Annotated in this window: 14 protein-coding genes; 3 read left to right on the top strand and 11 right to left on the bottom strand. The window is 51.3% G+C overall.

Going from position 1 to position 23,649, the window contains the following annotated elements; translation table 11 throughout:
- Window positions 1–65 precede the first annotated feature (65 nt).
- Window positions 66–7,922, bottom strand: a complete 7,857-nt coding sequence (locus ROA7450_RS14920) for a malectin domain-containing carbohydrate-binding protein (RefSeq protein WP_085806674.1) — start codon at window positions 7,920–7,922, stop codon at window positions 66–68.
- 898 nt (window positions 7,923–8,820) lie between these two features.
- On the opposite strand from ROA7450_RS14920, the gene ROA7450_RS14915 reads away from it, so the two are divergent.
- A complete protein-coding gene (locus tag ROA7450_RS14915; protein ID WP_085806673.1) occupies window positions 8,821–9,765 on the top strand; it encodes a sulfotransferase family protein in 945 nt (314 codons plus the stop codon).
- A gap of 69 nt (window positions 9,766–9,834) precedes the next feature.
- On the opposite strand, the gene ROA7450_RS14910 is transcribed toward ROA7450_RS14915, so the two are convergent.
- Window positions 9,835–11,151 carry a UDP-glucose dehydrogenase family protein gene (locus ROA7450_RS14910; protein ID WP_085806671.1) on the bottom strand — a complete coding sequence of 439 codons (1,317 nt, stop codon included), beginning with the start codon at window positions 11,149–11,151 and terminating at the stop codon, window positions 9,835–9,837.
- A gap of 338 nt (window positions 11,152–11,489) precedes the next feature.
- On the opposite strand from ROA7450_RS14910, the gene ROA7450_RS14905 reads away from it, so the two are divergent.
- On the top strand, window positions 11,490–12,623 hold the full coding sequence (locus ROA7450_RS14905) for a glycosyltransferase family 4 protein (RefSeq protein ID WP_200812971.1): 1,134 nt from the start codon (window positions 11,490–11,492) through the stop codon (window positions 12,621–12,623).
- A 21-nt stretch (window positions 12,624–12,644) separates the two neighbouring features.
- Here the strand turns inward: ROA7450_RS14905 and ROA7450_RS14900 are convergent, their stop codons facing one another.
- The 8 genes from ROA7450_RS14900 to ROA7450_RS14860 all read right to left on the bottom strand — a co-directional run bounded on the left by ROA7450_RS14900 (window position 12,645) and on the right by ROA7450_RS14860 (window position 21,591).
- A complete protein-coding gene (locus tag ROA7450_RS14900) occupies window positions 12,645–13,652 on the bottom strand; it encodes an NAD-dependent epimerase/dehydratase family protein (RefSeq protein ID WP_200812970.1) in 1,008 nt (335 codons plus the stop codon).
- Between the two features lie 178 nt (window positions 13,653–13,830).
- The gene (locus ROA7450_RS14890) at window positions 13,831–15,444 is read right to left on the bottom strand and encodes an ABC transporter ATP-binding protein (RefSeq protein WP_268808473.1); all 1,614 of its coding nucleotides are present in this window, start codon (window positions 15,442–15,444) and stop codon (window positions 13,831–13,833) included.
- Window positions 15,445–15,759: 315 nt separating this feature from the next.
- Window positions 15,760–16,881, bottom strand: a complete 1,122-nt coding sequence (locus tag ROA7450_RS14885; RefSeq protein WP_085806666.1) for a nucleotidyltransferase family protein — start codon at window positions 16,879–16,881, stop codon at window positions 15,760–15,762.
- On the bottom strand, window positions 16,878–18,047 hold the full coding sequence (locus ROA7450_RS14880) for a phosphoenolpyruvate carboxykinase (ATP) (protein WP_143534474.1): 1,170 nt from the start codon (window positions 18,045–18,047) through the stop codon (window positions 16,878–16,880). The genes ROA7450_RS14885 and ROA7450_RS14880 overlap by 4 nt, the downstream gene beginning before the upstream one ends.
- 127 nt (window positions 18,048–18,174) lie before the next feature.
- Complete coding sequence (locus tag ROA7450_RS14875) at window positions 18,175–18,456, bottom strand: hypothetical protein (RefSeq protein ID WP_085806663.1); 282 nt, start codon at window positions 18,454–18,456, stop codon at window positions 18,175–18,177.
- Between the two features lie 419 nt (window positions 18,457–18,875).
- The gene (locus ROA7450_RS14870; protein ID WP_085806662.1) at window positions 18,876–19,229 is read right to left on the bottom strand and encodes a hypothetical protein; all 354 of its coding nucleotides are present in this window, start codon (window positions 19,227–19,229) and stop codon (window positions 18,876–18,878) included.
- Window positions 19,230–19,632: 403 nt separating this feature from the next.
- Complete coding sequence (locus ROA7450_RS20805; protein ID WP_143534473.1) at window positions 19,633–20,097, bottom strand: hypothetical protein; 465 nt, start codon at window positions 20,095–20,097, stop codon at window positions 19,633–19,635.
- A gap of 708 nt (window positions 20,098–20,805) precedes the next feature.
- Window positions 20,806–21,591, bottom strand: coding sequence for a hydroxypyruvate isomerase family protein (locus ROA7450_RS14860; RefSeq protein WP_234999538.1), 786 nt, complete (start codon window positions 21,589–21,591; stop codon window positions 20,806–20,808).
- 90 nt (window positions 21,592–21,681) lie between these two features.
- Here ROA7450_RS14860 and ROA7450_RS14855 point away from each other — a divergent pair, with 90 nt between their 5' ends.
- Window positions 21,682–22,815: an aromatic ring-hydroxylating oxygenase subunit alpha gene (locus ROA7450_RS14855; protein WP_143534472.1), complete on the top strand. Its 1,134-nt coding sequence runs from the start codon at window positions 21,682–21,684 to the stop codon at window positions 22,813–22,815.
- Window positions 22,816–23,067: 252 nt separating this feature from the next.
- Here the strand turns inward: ROA7450_RS14855 and ROA7450_RS14850 are convergent, their stop codons facing one another.
- A complete protein-coding gene (locus ROA7450_RS14850) occupies window positions 23,068–23,646 on the bottom strand; it encodes a DUF1285 domain-containing protein (RefSeq protein WP_085806760.1) in 579 nt (192 codons plus the stop codon).
- Window positions 23,647–23,649 lie beyond the last annotated feature (3 nt).

The following is a 23,649-nucleotide window of genomic DNA, read 5'->3' as shown; positions in this document are numbered from 1 at the left end:
GCACATGTGAGCGGGCAGATTCAGAGGGCGCGATGAAGCGCCCTCTAACACTCGTCGAATTACAATCAAGCTCCGGCGAATGGATCACTTAAATCAAGGATAAGCGCCTGATGGGAATTTACGCCATCGTCAAACGTTATGAGCGTGTCTCCGTCATCTTCCACAACAGTCAGCCCATTCAGCGCAAGACTATAAAGATCCTCTGCAGACGTCACCGTTTGGTTGCTGTTTCCTCCGAAGGCCCGGATCAGCAGCCGGTCCTCAGCAAAGTCCAGATCTGTAACCGTATCAATGTCCCCATTGGAATCTGCGCCATGGTGCGTGAACACAAATGTATCTGCTCCAGCGCCGCCAGTTAGCAAATCATTCCCTTCGTCGCCCTGAAGTCTGTCGTCACCTTCGCCACCGTCGATGGTGTCATTTTCAGTCCCGCCATATAGCTTATCAGTGCCATCATCGCCGTTGATTTGGTCCGCTCCCTGCTGGCCAAGCAATGTATCATTGCCTGTGCCACCATCCAGAAAATCATCATCCTTGCCGCCGATCACTTTGTCGTTGTCAGCACCGCCAAGCAGCGTATCATTACCGTTGCCGCCGTTGACTGTATCGTTCCCGATACCGCCATCAAGGTTGTCATCTCCGCTACCGCCGATCAGTTCATCAGTCCCTTCGCCACCCACAAGCGTATCGTTATCGGCATTGCCAACTAGCTTGTCGTTGCCAAGACCACCAACAAGGCTGTCGTCACCGGCCTTGCCCTCAATCGTGTCATTGCCGGCAAGTCCATCAATGTGATCAAAACCACCAGTACCAAACAAGTCGTCATCGCCAGGTGTCCCTGTTTGGGTTGGGGCACCTTCATTAACGTCTGTGACATTGACGGTGATCGCTTGCGTTGGCGTGTTTGTTCCATCCGAGACGCTCACGGTGACTTCATAGTCATTGTCACCATCATCGTCGGCAGGGGCTTCAAAGTCCGGAGCATTGAGGAAGGTGAGTGCGCCAGTTGTCTGGTCAATATCAAACAAGGCTGCATCGGCCCCGCCCGCAATGGCGTATTGCAGAGCATCGTTCTCTGGGTCATCCGCATCCACAATGCCGATATTCGTGCCGTTCTCGGAAATGCTGAACTGTCCGGGGGAAACGAAAACCGGTGGATTGTTAGGACCACTATCATTGTCGTCGATGACAACGTCAACGCTAATGGTTGCCCCCAACGTGATCCCGGCACTCGGCGAAGAGATCGCAAAATTCGCTGTCTCTTGTCCTTCCACGTCCACATCATCATTGATGTCAATTGTTGTGCTTGCGCTGGTTTGACCATCAAGAATAGTCAGCGAGAGCGGAATTATAGACTGGAAATCCGAAGCCGAAATACCCGTTCCGGTCAGTGACAATGCAACTGTCTGATCCCCTACAACTGCCGCACTGGCCGTAACCGTAATCGTCAGTTGAGTCGTCAAATCTTCGCTTGCCGAGGTTGGCGTCACATCCAGATCCACGGTTGGGAGGCCGGGAGTTCCATCGTCATAAGACAGATAGATTGGCGTCGACACGGGTCCCGTTGGAAGGTCATCATTTGACGGATCAATCGTGCCCGCAACCAAGCCGATTGGAATCTGATCTTCGCCCGGGAAGTCATAGTTCGCGACATTCGCGAAGTCGAACAGACTGCTGATATCCTGATTGGTTCCGTCAAGCAGAACATCAACCGTCTGGAATTCGACCGCGTTGTTTGCCGGGAAATCAGACGCCGCCAACGCCGCGAGTTGTGCATCAAGCTGAGACTTATACGGCTCGTCAAAATTGTTCGTGACCGGTTGGATAAAGCCTTTGGTCAGAACAATACGCGCTGTTTCGCCAGCAGTGCCACTGACAAAGACGCTCGGTCCATTTGAATCGTATGTGCCGATCTCACCGGGGTTCAGACCATTCACCGTCAGTTGAACTGTTGAACCAGGGCTTGATTGGTCCGCGTAGGCCAGGGCACCACCTTGGCGACCGATGCTTTGAATTTGTCCTGTCGCAGTCGAACCATCAACAAAGTTCACCGTAAAGTCCGAGCCAATCAACTCGGCCCCCGACACGCCCCCGACGTCCCATGCCGGGAAGGAGCCACTGTCCAGAGTGGGTTTGAATGATCCGGCAATCGAATTGGGATCCATATCGATCGAGAAGCTTACGGTTTCACCGGATTCAAAACCACCATCGGTGAACGGATCAAAGGTCATTTGGATGCCTTTGTAACCCAACACACCACCGTCACCAATATATGACGAGGCGTCCGGTGCCACGACTCCAGTACCGCCATCACCGTCGATGGTCAGAGGTTTCGAACCGCTGTCGCCCGCAAGACCAAAGGGGTCAAAGACGCTGTCCCCGTAAATCGCGCCCGCCACGTCGAATACAATCGATGCAATCGGTTTTTCACCAACATTAGTGATTTTCCAGGCGTTGTTCCCAAAATTTGAGATACCGACCTGATTGCTGTTGCCATTGATCGTGAGCTCCACGATCCCGGTTTGGTCTTCGTTAACAATATCGGTGACCGTCACCGCGATGTCCTGTGTCGGAGCGTTCACTCCATCTGACGCACTGACTGTGACATCGTAAACATTGTCAGCACCAGCGTCCGCAGGTGTCTCAAAATCTGGAGCATTAATGAAGGAAAACGCACCAGAATTGGCGTCGATGGTAAACAGAGCGGCATCAGCACCGCCCGCGATCGCGTATTGGATCGGACCCGTTTCCGGATCGGTGGCCGACACCATTCCGATGGCAGTCGAATTTTCAGCAACGGTAAACATGTCCGGAGAATTGAAGACCGGATCCTCATTAGCGCCAACCGCCAAGATCTCAACCGCGTTGATAAGCGGGTTTTCAACTTCATGGCCAAAATCAATATTGATCGTGCCATCCGTGACTTGCCCGACCCATTCGAACATGCCGCCGACATCATGTCCGAGCGTGGCTGACAGATCCAGATCATCCAGGAAAATCTGACCTTCAACCGAGATGTCAAAAATACGATCTCCAGGGTCTTTTGTTCCAAAGTAGCCGTTTCCTGCAAAAAGGCGCACTGCGTAGGTTCCATTGGCAAGACCGGAGCCGAAGGACAGGGACATATCACTGCCACTTGCAGGGTCACTAATTTCGTATTCAAAAATACCAGCCGGCGTCGTTGCCACTGGTACAGACGAATCCAAGTTGTCGACCCGCCCACGATAAATTTTCGTGGGACCACCCGAAATGACAGACAGGTCAGCAACCCAATCCATGCCGCCATCAATTGCAGCGATATCCGACGGGCCAGCATTCCAACGGTAAAGCACGGTTCCGTCTGTTGAGCCACCTGTGTCGTTGACTGTGATATCAAAGGTCGTACTGGTTGGCGCGTTAACGCCATCAGATGCCTCTACCGTCGCAGTGTAGACTTCCGTTGCCGGAAGGCTTGGCGTATTCCACGAGAAGTCACCCGTTCCATCACCATTGTCAGTAAACGTGTAGCCGCCAACGGGGGCACCATTGCTATCGACCAAGGAGAGCGACAATGAAATCAGATCTGCGATGCCATCATCATCTGTCGCAACAATTTGCGTGTTTGCATTTTGCAACTCATCGATGTTGATGTCAGCCACTGTTGCGATGGACGGCGGCAAATTCGTTTGACCGCCGGTGGTCTGCAATGTGGCGTTGAGTGTTGAAGTCGTGGGTGATCCGCCCTGACTGAACCACAACGTATAGCTGCCGGCTTCCAATGGCGTTGTGAAGCCCTGCGTACTTACAGAAGCGCCTTCAATGACACCATCCGCCATATCCGCCAGAAGATCCGAACCAACATCAAATTCGCTGTAAATAACCCCACCAAGAAGGTTCGCAGGATTGGCTGTTGCCGGTTCTTCGGTAAAGGTTGACCCGGCTTGCAGGCCGATAAAGCTCGCATTTGCCGCTGAGCCATCATAATCGTTGAACCCATCAAGGGTCAGCGCGGTCAGCTCAAGACCCTGTGGCACGACGAATGTGATGTAGTCGTAGTCGCGAGTCGGATCTCCATTCTGCGTCGCAACGACTGTATTCGATCCTTCAATCAGGCTGATCTGCGTGGGATTCAAACGATCATCAGAGAATTCAGTCGCCGGCAATCCCGGTGCGCTGTCCGGGATGTCTGTGATCGAAACCGTACCGACACCATTGCCGATCACCGCGTCCGTGCCACTTAATCCGGTGATACGAACCTCAAATGTTTCGGTTCCTTCCAGCACGGCATCGGGCAAAATTTCAAGCGCGATTGTAAGATCAGATACCCCGTCAGAGATCACCCCTGATCCGGAATAAATACCAGTTCCTGCGTCAAGTGTCAGGTCTGCCGACTGGTAATCCAACTCAGGCAGCGCACTTCCCGAGACCGGGACGATTTCGTAATCAACCGTCAGTATTTCACCACCCGGAATTGGGATATCAGATGAAATTGTAAGCGAAATAAAGCCATCAGCTTCGCTCACGGTGAGGTCTTGGGCAGAAATCACCGGCACATTCGACGCATCAAGTGAGACGATTTCAATACCGGTAATGATTGGGTTTTCGACCTCGTGATCGAAATCGATGTTGATCGTGCCATCAGTGACCTGACCAACCCATTCATACATGACTCCAACTTTGTTTCCGACCGTGCCGGACAGATCGAGATCATCCAGGAAAATCTGGCCTTCGACCGATATATCAAAGACACGCGCACCAGGTGCCGCAGTCCCTGGATAACGATCACCCGTGAACAAGCGAACCGCATAAGATCCATTGGTCAAGCCATTACCGAATGACAGTGACATTTCGGCCCCGTTGGGCGGATCGAATATCTGACGATCAAACAGACCCGTCGGCACATAACTTAGATCAACCGAAGAATCATAGCTGTTCACCGTGCCGTTGGTGTATTTAATCGGCCCCCCAGAAATGACCGACGTATCAGCAACCCAATCTAGTCCTCCGTCGATTGCTGCGACATCCGACTCGCCAGCATTCCAGCGGAACAGTACTTGACCAGTAGTTTCGAGCGCGTCCTGTCCCGTAACCTCGACCCAATCCCAAGATGCGGCAAAGCTGTCATCACCAGTTTCTGTCGAAGCCACAAGGCCTACAACGGCGCCGGTTGACGTGCCTGCGTTGTTATACTCTCCTTTGATCGCTTCGACGACAGCACTCGGGATCGGGACCGCTGTGGTCGAAACCCAATTCGTAAAGATCCCGTCATCCACATATCTGGCACGTGCCGTAATGGTTTCAGCACCGGGTGTCAGATCGACGTCCATCGCGATCTGCAGGCTTGGGTCTTCCAATCCCCTGGTGGGGTTATCAATTCCCGGAATTTCTACGAAAGTTGTGACCGGCACGTCGTCAGTTTCAACAATCAACTGGATGCCAAAACGCGGCGATCCCAATGAGGTATCGACAGCGATAGTTGCCTCAGCGAAATTGGATTGATCCCCTGGGCCGACCATCAAACCAAACTTCTCACCACCATCCCAGGTCTTGAAGGCTTCCGTGTTTGGCGTGTAGCTGAAGATGTTCAGCATTTCGCTGGTGATCGATAGACCCTCAAGGTTGTTCTGCGCCGCAAAACCAATCCCCAACACATCTCTTTGTGTATTGGCAGAACCAATTGCGGTACCATCGTCAGCGACATCGATACTTACGAACGTTGAGGCGCCACCAAGGTTCCAGATCGACGGAGTATAAAGAGCTGGGTCCGTTTCCTGCGCATATTGATCATCAACACCGTTGCGCCAAACCGCATTGATACCGATGTCACCGGCAATACTGTCACCCGGAGGAATAGCACCGGGTGGTGTCGTCGGAGTGCTCAACTCAAACTGCCATGTCAGCGTCTCGTTTGCATTAAGCAGCACGCCTTTGCCGTCTGTCGGGTCCCCGACGTGGGAGTCGACTACGTCGTCTCTGCCATCAAGGTCCAGATCGTTGCCAGGTCCTACAGACTGGCTACCCGGAACGAAGAAATTGATGCTGTCTGCGCCATAGGTGGCGGCGACGATTAAGCCTGCAAAGTCATCAACACCATCACCGTCATTGTCGGCATAAAAACCGGGAATTCCGTCGTCTCCCAATGTTATAACCGAAAGGGGTTGAGACCCGAATCCATTAATCGTGCCGAGGCTTTGCACGGCATCAGTCCGGCCATCACCATTTGTGTCGATCGGTTTTTCAAAATAGAGATTGCCGTTGAAGGACGCTGCGACAATCGCACCTTGTAGAGCACCGCCAAAGTTGGACCCGGTATATTCTGCCAAGCCGTTTGTAGAGGCATCAACAAGGGCCAGTGTGCCGTCTTCCGTTGGGTCGAAAAACTCGCTTTCAGGTGAATAAAAGGTTCCGCCAGTGAGGCTTGAGCCGTCATAGTAGTCCGAAGGATCGCCGATGCTGCTACCCGGCTGTTCCCAATAATAGCCGGATACGATATCTACGAAGTCGGCTGGAAGCCCGGTGTTGGAAGTTATATCAACCCAGTTTCCATTCCCTTGTTCCTCATACAGAATAAATAGGGACGATAAAAATGCCTGGGCTTCGGTTTCATTAGCGAAGATGACCGTCGTTCCATCCTGATCATAAACGGGATCTGTCGGTGAAGCCGGCTTGTAGCTGCCGTCGGAATTGAAAGCGGCACGTAAAACATCCGCCGCTGCGCGGATGGGGTTCGGGTTACCTGCATACGGGCCGAATGCATCACTCGTGCTACCTGCGTAATGCAGCTGGTCGTCAAAAGGCCCGCTGCCGGTTTCGTTGAACTGGTTGGACGCTAGTTCCGTTGTCCAGTCCTGAACGTAATTGACTGTTCCTCCTGGCGTGTTGTCAACGAACGGGATCGGCTGGCCGCCCCAACCTAGATTTGATCCGTTGTCCCAAGAGAACACTTCACCTGCTTCGGTCACCAAAACATCGTACGGATTACGATAACCGGGCGCGTGGAGTGCCAGAGGATTATCGACAAACTGAAGTTGGCCACCCGAGCTGACGAGAACCTTGTCGACGATTTTCGCAGCATTCAGCCCATTGTTGCCCCCGGCCCAATCCGGCATCAGTTCTCCGTTGGTGCCTGTACCGTTGTCATCCAGAGTGAAGTTTGGCGCGTCCTCAGGATTGAGGATGTTTAGTGTTGAGAGATCAATATTGGAACGGCTAGGGTCATCCAGGGTTGGAAGATCAAGTATGAACGGGTCGCCTTGCCCGTCGATGCGAACGTCGTAAGAATTGACAACATCCAAGTCGATTTTGATGATCGAACCCGAGTACGGAAAATCGACGGTCCCCGCGAAGTTGTTCCCGGGTGAGCCATTGTTGGTATTGCCGCCAACAGCCGCCCACAATATTTCGTGACCCGTGACTGGATCGATCGCGATGTCCAGCCCGTTAATGGAGTGGTTTTCTTCTGATCTAGGCAGACCCCGCACAATGGCGACATTGGAAATGACAGCGCCAGTATCGGGGTCTAGAACAAGGCGGTGAATTTGGCTTGAATTGGTGTCAAGATTGATGTCGTTCCCAACCGCAACGCGCCAATCAGAAGAACTTACATAAAGGACATCATTGCCGTCGTCGTCTTTCGACGTAACCAATCCGGTCATTTGCCGATTGGTGACCCCATAAAGCGACCCATCGTCAAAATAGTTCTGAGTGTCGAATTTCACGACATCAATGTTTGTCGTATTTGTAACGACAAAATCGGACACGGTGTCGGCGTCTGGCCCGTCAACCTGACGCTCTATCTCCAAACGAAGGATCTTAGCATTTTGCTGCGTCACAAAGAGCACAGGCGAGCCAGTCTTGCTGAAGTCAAGCGCTGTCGGATTGTTGATACTTTCGCCCTGTAAACCAGTAGCGCCAAATGTGATGGATGGGTCGTTGAATGCCACTTTAAATACCTCTGTTACTGACTATCACGTGTCACTGGCTACTATTTCGAATCCGAGGGTGGAAAAGTTTGTGATTCTCTTAAAAATTGAATTGCTTATGTTCTTGAAGCTTCGAGTTCCTCGGTCGTCAAAGCAGGCCCACATTTAAACACAATATTGCCACTTTGTTAAGTATTTTCGGCACATTTCCCAACTCTGCACAGGATTCAATTATTGGCATTCTGAACCAGGTCACTTTTAGAAACAGTCTGTTAGATATCGGAAGACTGTATCGATCCGCGCATGGCAATGCGAACAATCTCGTTTGTTTTCACGGGAATATGGTTGCCACGGTTGAAAGCTGGCATGTCGCATGCTCCAGCAGAACCGCCAGTGTTCTTTTGCTTAACGACTGATCCACGCATCAATTTACCAAAACACTCACAATACCGGTGCCATTTGTCCGTCGACGGCTAGGCATTGCAGCGCAGCGCCCAATAGAAATCTGATAATGGAGTTGCGAATGATATCAAGGCCTTCCGACAGAGTTTGACAATAATTCCTGCGAGTCCGATGGCGTAAATATTTCACTTGAGGATCTTTGTGCCTTCGGTCGCTCGTTCGACTGCTCACACAGCGCTGATCATCGTAATAGGTAAAGGACTCTGGATTTGGTTGGATAAGTTTCTAAAGTGAGTCTTCAAGCCCAAACCTCCACCACAACAATTTCTTGAAGAACGGCCATCAGCCTTAAGATTCAGTAAAAATGCTTGAATCACCCTATCCAGATCCAAAAGTATAAAGAGTGCCTCGCACTAAGCCTAATTATGGTAAACAATTGATAGCGGTCCAATTGACACGAAAATTTGATCAACCGGTTTCAAAGTGAGTACCAAATTATAAAAATGGAAACGTCTGTATGAGTAGACAACCTAATTTTTTCTTCATTGGTGGAATGCGATGCGGCTCAACAACGCTGAACTTGATGCTCGAGCAACATCCCAACATCTTCATGTCGCCAATCAAGGAACCAAACTTCTATGTCCCTGAGACATTAAGACGCTTGGCAAATCCCACAACAGCTGAACGCGAGAAACTAGCCTTCCTCGAGCAAAGTGGGAAGTATCGAACCCCAGGTGCCTATTTTGAATTGTTTGAAGGGTCAGCCGAAGCGGATTACGTAGGAGAGTCCTCACACTATTTGTATCATCCAAAGGTCGCTCAAACGATCCGTGATGACTGCCCGAATGCGAAAATTCTTGTGTGCCTCCGCAACCCTGCGGACCGGCTGTTTTCCGAATACCTGCTGCATCTGCGGCGGGGAGAGGTGCGCAGTGACTTCGCATCCTTTGTTGACGAAATGGCCAGCGGGTTCATAAGGGGAACGACGCCAGACAAATCACTGATCCCCCGTTTGAACAAAGGGCTTCAACATCAGTTGATTTTACCTTGGATCGACATGTTTGGTCGGGATAACGTCAAACTGGTTTTATTTGAAAACCTTGAGCTGCGCCCGTTGGATGTCGCGGCAGATATTTTCGATTGGCTTTCAATCGAGGACGAGTTTGCCCCTGTTGTTGTACACACACAAAAGGGCGGCAGGCCCAAACGCAAAGGCCTCGCACAAATATTTAATACTCAGGGACGAACAGCCGCCAAAGTCAAAAAACTAATCCCAGACATTACAAAAAAGAAATTAAGGTCGTGGTTTTATGAAAAGTCACTTGAGCGTCCAATGATGGACCCCAAGACGAAGACCTTTTTGATGGACTTCTATCGAAACGACGTTCTGGAATTGCAAAGATTGATAGATACCGATCTTGAACATTGGTTTGAAGCCCGCACTCGCAAAGATGCTGTTTAATCAGAGTGCGATGCATCGGAAATTAACCAGCCCTATCCAAAGGGCTGGTGGATTGCAGCCTGAAGCACCTCACTCCGCCGGCGCTCGCCCAACTGAGATATACCGCGTGAGCCCGGCACCGATAGCTTCATCTGCGGAATAGATATTCCGCAGGTCGACCATATACGGCGTGTTCATCTTGTCGGTGATATGGGCAAGATCCAGCGCGCGGAACTCATTCCATTCAGTCAGTACAACGATTGCGTCCGCGCCGTCAGCTGCGACATAGGGATCTTCCATCCAGGTGACACCCGGTAGCATCGCTTCGCCTTCGTGGCGGCCTTGCGGGTCCACAACTCGAACTTTTGCGCCATTGCCGATCAGCGTCGGAATGATGGTTAGGCTGGGCGCATCACGCATGTCATCGGTGTTAGGTTTGAATGTAACACCCAGCACCGTGATAACCTTGCCGTTGACTGACCCGTCACAGGCATCATAGATCTTATCGACCATACGGCTCTTGATCTCGTTATTGACCTTGATGACTGTTTCAGTCAGCTGCATCGGCATGCCGTTTTCCTGACCGATCCGTGCCAGAGCCTGCGTATCTTTGGGAAAACAGGACCCACCATAACCGGGTCCAGCATGCAGAAATTTATTGCCGATTCGGCCGTCCATCCCCATGCCCTTTGATACCATCTTGATGTCTGCGCCGGTGCGTTCGCAGAGAGCGGCGATCTCATTGATAAAGGTGATCTTGGTCGCCAGAAACGCGTTTGCCGCGTATTTGATCATCTCTGCGCTTTCCAAATCCGTGGTGACAACCGGGAAATCGCGCAGGTAGAGCGGGCGGTAGATCGACCGCATCACCTTGGCAGCGCGATCCGTCTCAACCCCGACGACAATCCGGTCGGGGCGCATGAAATCGTCGATCGCCGCCCCTTCACGCAGGAATTCGGGATTAGAGGCGACATCAAACTCCGCATCCGGATTTGCCGCCAGAATGGTCTGCTTGACCTGCATATTGGTGCCAACTGGGACCGTCGATTTGGTGACCACAACCGCGTAATCGGTCAGCGCATGCGCGATCTCTTCCGCTGCCGCCATGACATAGGTCAGGTCGGCATGACCATCCCCGCGCCGCGTCGGTGTACCGACAGCGATAAACACTGCTTCGGCGCCATCAACTGCCTGCTTCAGATCTCCAGAGAACGTCAATCGACCGGCGGCTACATTCTTGGCCATCAGGTCATCAAGCCCCGGCTCAAAAATTGGAACCTCGCCCGCATTCAGTTTGGCAAGCTTGTCGGGGTCTTTGTCGACGCAAACTACGTCATGACCAAAGTCCGAGAAACACACCCCCGAAACAAGGCCCACATAACCTGTTCCAATCATTGCTATTTTCATAAACGGATCTCCAAATTCACAGTATCAAACAAGCTCAAAATCCAAACATGGCCCACGTAAGGAGCAAGTGTCAATTGGCATTGAAGCCTGAACCACCTTTGTGTTTCGACTGACCACGAAATGCGGGCCGCCATGATCCATCCGGCGTAAAACATCACAACCCTTAAATCGACAACGTTTTTGCGCGGCCTTCTTGCAAATCGAAATGAGTTTCAGCGAAGTAAAATACCCATATACGAGTCAGTGATCCTGATTACCTGCTTGACGGAACCTGAGTAAACTAGGTTAAACTTACATAAGCCTTAGAAGCAGCGCATATATTTTCGAGAAATTAACTAATGACCCAAAAGCCCCGGCACGTTGCGATCGGTTACAATACTTCCCATTATGTCTGGATGTTGCGCGCAAATCTTGTTCGTGCATTCATCGCGGCAGGGCATCGAGTGACCATCATCGCGCCGCGAGACAAATACACCCCGAAACTTGAAGCAATGGGTGCGCATCACGTGCATGTCCCGATGCTGATGAATCGCAACCCCTTCTCGGACTTGCAACTGATGTACAGGTTGAAAGCTGCATTGCGCCAAGTCCAGCCCGACATCTACCTTGGCTACACCGCCAAACCGAACATCTACGGCTCTATGGCCGCGCACAGCCTGAACATCCCGGTCGTTAACAACATCGCGGGGCTTGGGGTCGGCTTTGCCGAAGCGGGGATGATGGCCCGGATTATGAAGGTCCTATATAGGCTGTCTTTGCGCAAATCTGCATTGGTGTTTTTCCAGAACACGGATGATGTGACGTTGTTTCGTGACCACAACATTTTGACCAATCAGGCCAACATCGATGTTTTGCCGGGGTCCGGTGTGGACCTCACAAGTTTCCAAAGCACGTCAGCCAATCCAGACACCGGTAACGCACCACTCTTTTTGTTTATCGCACGCCTGTTGTGGGCCAAAGGCGTCGCCGAGTTTGTAGACGCCGCGCATATGACCCGGAAACACTTTCCAAACACACAATTCGAGATGATGGGCAGCATCGACAACAACAATCCCGCCGCAGTGCCGAGATCTCAGGTCGACACCTGGAACAAAGAAGGTGTTGTTCGTCATCTCGGGTTTGTCGAGGACGTTCGAGGCAAGATGGCGGAAGCAGATTGCGTGGTTTTGCCGTCCTATTATCGTGAAGGCACGCCGCGCTCCCTGCTTGAAGCGGGTGCAATGGCGCGTCCGATCATCACTACCGACTCGGTTGGATGTCGGGACACAGTCGATGACGGCATCAGCGGATTTATATGTACACCACGTAGTGCAGAGGATCTGGCTGACAAAATGATCCGGTTTTGCGAAATGAGTTTCGACGAACGTGCAGCCATGGGGCAGGCGGGGCGGGCCAAAATGGTCAATACCTTCGATGAAACGATAGTGATCGACAAATACCTTGAAGCAATCTCCACGCTAAGCCGCGCGTAGCCCTCATGGGAACATCAGGCACTATTCGGTATAAAATATTTCACGATTTGGATCAGGGGATATGAATTCTGACGTTAACGTGCGTTCGATACCTGTTTGCAAATCATAGGGTGGTTGAAAATCATCGAGATCCGATTTAGCCGACGCAAAGGCGGTCGAGGCGCAAAACTTTTTAACACGGACAGAGCTGATGGGCAGGGATTTCTTGGTCACAACAGCAATGCCATCGGCCACATATCCCAGTATCAAACCCAACCAATAAGGAAGACGCAGGCCGATGTTATCTTTGCCCTTTAGGGTATTTCGAACATGACGGACCAAAGAGTTCATATCCAGATCAGGCGTGTCGACGTAGTTGTAAACTGCATATTTCTGATCAGTCGCTAGGCACCTCTCCAAAAAGGCGACAATGTTGTGAATGTATGCCATCGACTTTTTGTTGGTGCCGTTGCCCACCATCACGAATTTACCTGACGCCACTTGGTTCAAAAGGTTAAACACATTGCCGCGGTTGCCCTCGCCGAAAATCACCGTAGGGCGCACGATGATAAGTTTATTCTCCCCTTCTCCATGCCAAGCGCGCAGCTTCTCTTCCGCTTCAAACTTGGTTCGGCCATATTCATTGAAGGGATTTATTTCGCCGCTTTCATCTGTGCCGGGCTTGGCAAAACCGTAAACGGCAACCGAGCTTGTAAAGACAATTTTGTCGATACCTTTTTCGGTGCAAACACGTGCAACGTTTTCAGCGCCTTGCACATTTGTTAGGTGATACTCGTTCTTGTCGCGCACATCATCGCGATGCACGGCCGCTAAGTTAACAACAACATCCCCAGTGATTGATGACCGCAAACTTTCGCTATCGCGCACATCTCCAAACTTGTATTTCTCACCAAATCTGTTGCTTGCCTTTATATCAATAATCTCGAATGGAATTTGCTTATCAAACAACGCCTGACAAAAGTTCGTTCCGACAAAACCACTCCCACCAATAACAGATATTTTTTTTTGAATACTCATTTTCCATTCCACAAAATCGCAACCAGGGTTAGTGCAATAACCCTGCATTTCAGGACAATTTCGCGGCTTTGCGCAAATTTATCCCTTTCGGTGATCCACCGCTTTTCATGTCTAAATTTGTTCGCAGTATGCCGCACATGGAGTTCGCTTGTCGAGTATGTTACAGAAAGCCGCCACGTGGGATCGCCCATCAAGAGGATCCATTTTCAATGTTCTGAAAATACGTGTTTTTCTTGGACAATTCTGAAAATGTACCATCCCCCACGACGCGCCCCTGATCCAGAACAATGACTTTATCGCTCTTTTCAATAGTGGTGAGGCGGTGCGCAATCATGATGATCGTTTTACTACCCGACAAAGCGCTGATTTCGTTCATAACTTCGCGTTCTGTGGCGTTATCCAGCGCGCTCGTTGCTTCGTCAAAGACAATCACTTCCGGATTGTTATAAAGCGCCCTCGCGATACCGATACGCTGACGTTGCCCTCCCGACAGGCGCACGCCTCTTTCGCCGACAGCAGTTTCGAATCCATTCGGCAGCTCGTCGACGACAAAATCATAAATTTGCGCCATCCGGCAGGCCTGTTCGACCCGCTTCATTGAGATCTGATCAACCGGCACACCCATTGCAATATTTTGGGCAATTGTTGAATCGGTCAGAAAGATTTCCTGCGGCACATAGCCGACATTGGCTTGCCAAGATCTGATATTGTCAGAGGTTAATGCTACGCCATCGACCAGCATCTCTCCTCCCGTCGGCGTTAACAGGCCAAGCAGGACGTCGATCAATGTTGTCTTTCCCGCTCCGGTACTTCCGACGAGGCCGACTGTCATACCTCTTTCAATGCAGATATTAATGTCAGACAACCCCTCGGTTTTCGCACCCGGGTATTTGTAAGAAACGGATAGAAGCTCCAATCTCTGGTTTAACGGCAAAGGCTTTGCTTGCTCGGATGGCAACCGCGCTAAGGAGCGACCTTTCCCAAGGTCTTTGTAGACGGCCTCAACCGCCGCAGAGCCATATCGCAATGTCGCCGCTGAAGCATAGATAATTTGCATTGTTGGTAATAGGCGATACCCGGCAAACGCATATAACCCCAAAAGTGGTAGACTCTTTGCGATTGCATCTCCCTCAACTCCGCCACTTCTTGTGACCAGGAACAAAGTCAAAACAACGATCCCGCCAAAGGCGATGACTTCCAAAGCGAACTTTGGAACTTGCCGAAGCGTTGCATTTGCTGCTCTGACTCGGGCCTGGGTACGTGCCGGATCGGAATAGGCCGAAATGTAATTCCTTTCTCTCCCAAGCAACCGGATCTGTTTCACGCCACCCAGTGCCTCACCTGCAATCCGGAAACGTGCTTTGTTCGACTTCACAACCGCCTCGCCCATGCGTTTGATCAGCGGCTTCAAGATTGTGAAAAGTACAAGATAACAGCCGCCCAAAACCGCGACGGAAACGAGTGTCATCATCGGCTCAGTCCACAACAGCAATGAAACGATGAAAACAAACGTGACAAGACTATTGAGAATGTCTGCAGCTGGTTTGTAGGCATCGCCGACAACCCGATGCGTTTCACTTAAAATATAAGTCGACAAATCCCCGGTGTGGCGATCCAAGAAGAACGCATAAGGCTGCCGCATATAGACATCAAGAAGCCGACGGGACAGACTGTATTCTCTGGACATGACCCAGCGATTGATTGCATAGACAGCAACGCTTCTTAATACAGCGCTGATCAGGATCATCGCAAAGACCCCGCACCCAAGTGCAATCAGAAAGCCATCAATCGAAGTGAATCCCATCGTGTTGTAAACCCAAGACGCATAGCGGTTTGTTTGTACGAGATCGGGATCTCCCAAGACGGAAAGAAACGGCATGATCGATGCAACACCAAGTGTGTCACCAATTCCCTTGAGCAAAATAAGGACCATCACGCCTGCTCCGGTGCGTTTTTCACGCGGCGAGAGCATCGCCAATGCTTTTCTAAGAGTTTCCACTATGACAATAACTCAATTCATGAATTGGAACCAAGGTTCACACAAACATACTTTCTGGAAGAATATCGACTATGTCCAGAACCTTTCGACAACCTCTCCCTTTAACTCCCTCACGGTAGATCACCGCAGGTTCTTTTGAATCTGCCGGTGATTTTGCCAGACCTGCTTCCACCATGCGGGTTTGAATATAGATTGAAGCACATAGCGGCGATACTCGGGTGATCGCGCCAATGCTTTGAGTCTCGTTTTTAACAAAAGCGGCAAATACATCGCTTGTCGTGATCGCGTTCCACCAAAACTATGCAATATTGGACTCATCGCCGCGGTGGACATTGCCTGCTCGAACGCCTCACCTGTCTCGCCCTGCAAAACTCCCGCGACGGTCTCGAAATTTGTGAACACGTCCCCAAGCCCTTCGGCCTCCAGCCGTTTCCGAACGATGTCCCGGTCGCATCGGTGACGCAACACCACCCAATCGACCCAGGCTCGCAGATCCACCTCGCCTGCATGATGGCTCGCATGCGCCAACAGATGGCACGCGCGATCCTCGGGCGCCATAACACTCAGCCCATCGGATCCAATTGAAACTCGCCTCGACAGTATATCCAAAGCAGGCAGTACGCGATCCATCGTAGCACGCCCAACCTTTGTGTGTAGTTCCAAGGGAAGCTGCCACTCCGGGTGAAGGATCTTTGGCAGGTGATGCTCAGGCAACTTGAATCCGCGCGCTCCGATTTGCTGGCTCTCGCTAAGCTCGGTATCCAGAATCGACTGCGCTCCGATTTCAATCAACAGGTCTTGCGCGCGTATCGCCTCCGATTCCGGCACAAGAACATCAAGGTCCCCGGTAAACCGTATTGCGGGATCGGCGTGCAACGGGTCAAGTGCATCCCCCCCTCCCTTCATCACCACCGCTGGAATCTCGGCTTGGGTAAGCGCCTTGCCGATCATCGCCAACTGGTTTTGCGTCTCAGCCAGGCGCTCCTCGTTGGCGCGATACATGGTGATGAAATACAGATATAGATCACGCGGTACGGCAGTTTGCAGTACCTCGTGCTGGCTCATCACTTGCCCGATCAATGCATGGACATGATTGGTCTGGCCAATCCTTGCCAGCTCTTCGGGGGTTGCTTCAGACAGGGTGGCGACGGTTCCCTCAGGTGGTGTTCCGGCAACATACGTCTGCAACAGTTGCAATACAGCGCGGTGTGCGGCGGATAATTTCCGGTACGTAGCATTCATGGGTTCAAAAAATCCAGGCACACCTGGTTCGATTGTTCAGAAGAGGAATATTCAAGCTTGTAGGTGGGAACAGTATTGCACAATCGTGCCAATGAACCAATCTGTGGTTTGTCGCGGTTCGGACGCGCCCCCGAGGAGATACAGGCCGCGAATGCCGCCTGAGGCGACAACTTTTCCAACGTGAACTCTGATTCTTCCCCATATCGTGGCATCACGATGGCCGCGATCTCATGTCGCGTCCCCGCCTCAGTTGCAGCAGGAAGCGCAAGATAGCTGACCCCTTCGCGCGTGCTTTGATACATCTCATACTGAGCACAAAGTTGTTGGACCTCTGGCAGATCAACAGCGTCAGGCTTCACCGCTGCAGCCGTCGGAAAGGCCAGGATCGCCTCGCCATCCAAGGCCAAAGGCACATGGTCATCTGCTAGAAACCTGCACCCCCTGGCCACAAGCCCCTGTGTCAGGGTTGATTTTCCATAGCCGCTGTCGCCGATGAATACGATCGCGCGACCTTGGTCGTTACAAACCGCCGCGCCATGGAGCACAGCGCCGACGCGCTCTGTCCCACAAATCCGGGCCGCAGCCTCTTTCAAGAGAAGGAAACGTGCTTCATCCCGGTCGGTTCGGCTCCAGATCGGCTCATTCTGATAACTCAGTGCAAGATCGCCCTCGGCCTCGCGCAAACAGCGAAACGGATCACCAACCGCATCAGTGGCCGACGCATCGACATAATGTGCAAGGATTTCGTCCAGCTCTTTGACCAAAAGGCCGTCATCGGTGTCCACCGCAAAACGTCCGTAGCGCGAACCATAAGTCAACGTCTTAATGTCTGTCGGTGTCGCGTGACCAGAAATGGGTTTGGGAAATGGCGCAGGGGCTTCATTGAAAAGCCCCGCAGAGTTCCAGCCATCGATAATTGCCCGCCCGATCTCTTCCGCCTCAGATTCAGTTGGCGCAAAGGCATCCCTCAGATGCTGACCAATGATCGACCCTATTTCAGTAGGTGATTTGGCGTTTTGAAGGCCTTGCAGCACCGCAGCGCCAAGGTCATCGGTTACAACAATGGCCCCGCTGTTTTGCGAATACAACGCGACGTGTTCCCCAATTTTCTCTTGAACCAACTCAGCGGAGCGCAGGTGTAGTGTGTCGTAAATCTTCGAATCCACAATATTCACACGGAAAAGATGTCCAAGTGAGCACCAGGACATCCGACTTCCGAAATCTTTTTCAAGTTCCCATTGGTAACAATTTACCGCACATACTGTGCGCCCGAGTCAACTGTCGATGACGGGATTACCAGTAGTTACCGTTCCGCTTCTTCTTGCTTTGAAGATACTTCTTCTTTTTCCGAAGGTATTTCTTTTTCTTTTTGCGATAGTATTTCTTCTTATCCCTCGGATCACAATGTGGCTTGCCACCACTCGCAGACGATTTTGCAACAGCTTCCGACGCGGAAAGAACAACTGTCGAGGCACCGCCAACGACCGCTGTATATTTCAAAAGAGATGCAAGAACTTCACGGCGCTCCGTGCTCTCAATCTCATTTTCAATGTCTTTTTTCTCTATGTCATTCATTGTTAAAGATTCCCAAAACAATCACTACAACCTGTAAGATACATTGCTTCCTTAAAAAAGACAAGATTTACACACAATTGGAGTTCAAACATCCAAGTGCACCCCAAATTAGCTATGCGTTCGGCAACAGTAATTGTTGTGTCCGGGGTATTGTTGTCATTTTGCCGACAATATTTAGCGTTTCTAGGATGTTAAAAAGTTGAAGATGCGCAGAAATTATGCCCGATTCGTAGAAATTATGCCCAATTCCCGGATGAACTGCGGACTAATCAGTTAGGTAGACAGTTTGCATTTCGTTGACCCCGTCAATTGGAACGAGTTCAGCTTGTCAAATGGATTTCGAGCGCCGAAGATCGGCGCTCGTTATTGGCCCAACCCTGGGGCTAAATATGAGGTGACGACAGCCGTCGGTGCAATTACTACCAGACGTTGCCGTTGTTGCCATTATTGCCGTTGGTACCAGAGTTCCCGGGAGCATTCGGAACCCCATTCGGATTCGGATTGCCAGCATTTGCACCTTGGTTTTCGGCATTATTGTGCGGGCCGGATTGTCCGGGCACACATTGATCGCCGTTACCAAAACCGTTGTTGCACTTTGGCTTATATTTCACACCGCTGGCAGATGACTTTGCGACCGCTTCGGATGCCGAAAGAGCAACTGTCGAGGCACCGCCAACGACCGCTGTATACTTCAAAAGAGATGTCAGAACTTCGCGGCGCTCCGCACTCTCTACATCATTTCTTTCAGTATTAGTTTTGTTCAGGTCATTCATTGATAAGATTCCCAAAAATAATCGCTAAGGGGGGAAGTATATAATAAATCCTCGGAAATGACAAATTTTGGACACAATTCAAGAATCGCGTTCGCTCGCTTTCTGTTTTTATACCTTTATTCAAGCAACACTACGGGTACCCAAAATCGGCCCCGTCATCTAAAGTCGGCTAGCAAGGCGCGGATACGCCGCTCACCTCCAGCGGAGTGACCATCTGCAAAGACTAGGAAACAAATAGCTACGTTCTGCGCTTCGCAGGAGTTGATCTGGTGGAACCTTTGATGTCAGATATACAGGCGCTGCTAGAAAAAACCTGATCAAACGTTGTAGGTGTCACGACGAAACCGCAGTTTCAACATAGCGACAACCGGCGCGACGGCTTTAAGTCAAATAAAACTGAGACTTATGGAAAGTTCAAATACCAATCGGAATGATCCCCTGCATGATTGTCCATGCCGAACTTGGTCAGACATCCTCTGCGCGCGATGAAGCTGTCGATTCGGCGTTTAGGAGCTTCGCTCCAAAGGATGTTGAAGGCGCAGAGTTTGGGGTAGAACCCCAGATGGGCATGGGGCAGGTGGTCGTGGATCCACCAGGCGAGCGTGCGCCAATCCGCGCCTTCGACGTAGCGATCCGCAAACCGAGGGATGACGACGCAAGCTGCAGCGCCTTTTTGGCCGTCACCGTCTAGCATATCCCAGATGTGATACCCCGCGTTAAACCGAACGCTTGCGCCGTGTCTGCGTGCATTTCCAAAGGCCGTCACTTTTGCCGAACGATATCCTGACCGGATGGCAACTCGACCAAACCTGGTTTGTAGGGGTTCAAGGAGCTCTTCACATAGCTGGGTCCCGGTCTCGATCGCCAAATCTGGATCTTTGGGAATGTTGGGAACACCGTAGAAATTCGCGATCTTTGTTGCGTTGATATCGTCGGGTCATTTAGACGCTGGCATGGCAGAGATGTTTCTGCATAGAGCGTTCGTCGACCTGCGCCGAGGGTCCCCGGCCAATCCCAAGGTCCCGGCGGGTCTCAGCAACATAGCCAATCTCTTCAGCGCGTCGAAGTATCCGCAACCTCCGTCGTGTCCCACATTGATCCTGGATCCTGGTTCATGAACTACTCCTTCTTCCCAAATCCGGGAGATTAAAGAAAGTGTCTCGTGGGTAACGGTATACCTACAGTTAAATAACTCTACATTTCATCTCCCCTCATCGCTCACCGATACGCCTTCATCAGTTCTTCAAGAAGTTCTTCTTGATTTTGGTCAACCATTCCCGGGGTCATCAAGTCGCGCCTGCTGACCTTTTATGCCACATTATAGACATATTTCGCGTTCGCCGAGCGAACCTCGTCCCGGTATGCTGAATCAAGATAAGAAGGGAAGTTTTTGCGGAACCTTCGCGGCGGAATTACGGGAGGTATCCTAAGTTCTTTTAAGTCAGAATGTACGTAAATTTGCGCCAAAATAATGGAGAAAATTTACACCGGTGCTTGCCAAGTCATTTGAACAATTCGAACACCTTGGTGATGACTCGATTTCCATTACCAAAATTATGATACAAATCCGATAATTTTAGCCTGTTGAGTGGATCCATCCCAAGCCGTCTTCTGTTCGCCCTTTTGGGAAGTATTCTCCACAGACAACACCGGCGTATTGTTCCCGATCCAACTGCTCAAAAAACGCGTGATAATCGATAGCACCATTCACAGGTTCATGTCTGCCTTCAGCACCAGCCACCTGAATATGCGCCGCGAAATTGCCATAATTCTGCCATGCATTCAATACATTACCCGCAATGCGATGAGCGTGATATGCATCAAACTGCAAGTGCAAATTTGGCGCATTAACGCTTTTCAGTATGTCCATTGCTTGGCTGAAATTATTCAAGAAATACCCCGGCATATCGATTGGGTTTATGGGTTCAATCGTCAACTGCTGCGTGCTTGTCTGCTCAGCGGCCCAGCGCAGGTTTTCGATATAAATCATCTGCGCCTCTTCTCCCTGTGCGATGCCGGCCATCACATGCACAAACTGTGCGTTCAGTGCATGCGCCCATTGAAGTGCTTGCTCAAACTCTTCCCGAAACCGGTCTTGTGCCCCCGGGACCGCGGCAAACCCTCGTTCCCCTGCATTCCAATCCCCTGCTGCCGTGTTGATCAACACGAGTGTCAGGTCGTTTCGTTCGATCTCCTGCTTGGCTCTGGCCTGATCCAGTTCGTAAGGAAACAGCATCTCGACATAGTTAAACCCGGCCAGCTTCGCTGCCGCGAACCGCTTGATCGGCGGGTATTCACAAAACAACAGGCTGAGGTTGGCGGCAAAACGTGGCATGCGCAGACCTTTCTGAATCAATCTCACACGGCTTAGGCAAAAAACACCTGTGTCGCAAACAGAACAGACCGAAACCTCAAAGCCCGTCCTAATTCGCTCTGAAAGGGAGGGCGGATTTTGAAAGACGCGGTACCGAACACAGAGCTTGAAAACTGCCTCAAACCGGCAGAGCAAGCGTCATCCATTCCACCGGAATTTTATACATCTGATATGGTAGCAGAGTCCGAGCTGGATAATATATTCCGACGCGGATGGATCGGCCTTGGTCGCGTTGATCAGGTTGCAAATCCTGGGGATTTCACAACTCATGATCTGGCCGGGCAAAACATCATTCTGACTCGCGACAAAGGCGGGAAAGTCCAAGCCTTGGCGAACACGTGCCGCCATCGTAGCGCGCGCCTTGTTGATGGATCAGGCAACTGCAAAGGGCTACGGTGCCCGTTTCATTCATGGTTCTATGCCCTTGATGGCCGCTTAGTCTCTGCCCCGCATATGGAGGCGGCAGAGGGGTTCGATAAATCTGAAAACGGTTTGATCCGCTATCGCGCTGAAGAGCGTTTTGGTTTTATCTTTGTCTGCCTTAACCTCGATGCACCGGATCTGGACAATCACCTTGGTGATTTTGGCGATTTGCACGCGCCATGGCCCCTCGACACCCTTGTGACTGCTCGACGGCGCGAGCTTGAGGTGGAGTGCAACTGGAAAGCCTTCCTTGAAGTCTTCAACGAGTATTACCACCTTGCCTATGTCCACCCCGATTCAATCGACAGCATCTATTCTGAGCCTGACCCGGCGGAGGAAGTAACTGGGTGTTATACCACACAATTCGGCGCTACCGAAGGCACCGGTGGTTTGCTCGAAGGGGCGCAAGATAACGCTCTGCCTTCTATGCCCGGTCTCACCGGCCGCGCCACCCAAGGCGCGCGCTATACTTGGATCTTTCCCAATATGACCTTCGCGGCGAACACGGATGCCCTATGGATCTACGAAGCGTACCCGCTAGGCCCCCACCGATGTAAAGTCGTGCAGACCATTACTGTCCCACCGGAAACCGCCGCATCCCCCGGTTACGAAACAAAAATCTCTGCCTATTTTGAGCGGATGGACGCTGCATTGGACGAAGATATTCCCGCGCTGGAAAACCAACAACGGGGGTTGCAAAGCCCTGATGCGCGCGCTGGTCGATTTCAGCCTTTGCTGGAACCTAACGTTGCAAGTTTTGCCCGCTGGTATGCTGGGATAATTGATTGACTAACGACTCGTAAAAACACAGTTTAAAATGAAGGGGTTACCCTCGATCCATATGTCTTTGAAAGCAATCGCAGCTGTATGATAAAATTCACTGTTTCTATGACTTTGCTTGTTGTCGTTTCGGGTTGTGTAAAATCCCCAAAAACTGAAAACAAATTTATCAACAAGAATTGCTCGATAGCTTTTCATGCCCTGAAGGTTATGAAAAGGTCGTTGCCCCACCTATCTTAGATTGCTGGCCCGAATGATCCGTCAGTCTTGCACTTCGCTCGCAGGAATGACGGGGAAAAACGCCCCGTCTGACCACAGGCCAAACCAATCGCCCTTGATGGCACCTAGGTCGATCAGCCGGTAGAATGTTTTGCGGTCGATCAGCGCCTCTAACCCGTCGCGCACCATGACGTAAGGCGAAGGCTCGCCCGTCTCTGGATCGCGCTCAACTCGTATCGGGTTGTTTTCGCCTGCCAAAACCCGGTCTTCCATGTTGGTGTCAAACACCAGCATTTGCGCAGGTCCTTCGCCTTCCGCATCGAATCCCACGGCAACAAAAGGCGCGTCGTCAACCGTGATTCCGACCTTTTCCATCGGGGTGACAAGGTAATATTTGTCGCCTTCGCGTTTCAGAATCGTGGAAAATAGCCGGGCCAAGGCAAAACGGTTGATTGTACCACCTTCGTGGTACCACGTTCCGTCCCGCGCGATCCGCATGTCCATGTCGCCTGAAAACTCAGGATTCCAAAGATGAACCGGGGGCAGGCCCTTGCCCTGGGCCGCGCGCGCCGCCTCGGCCAGGCTCTCGGCTGACGGGGATGTGACAGGTTTTTCGCTCATTGT

This window comes from Roseovarius albus (genome assembly GCF_900172335.1).
Lineage (GTDB): Bacteria > Pseudomonadota > Alphaproteobacteria > Rhodobacterales > Rhodobacteraceae > Roseovarius > Roseovarius albus.
Note: the sequence above shows the minus strand (reverse complement) of the source record. Positions and strands in the feature narration are given on the sequence as shown.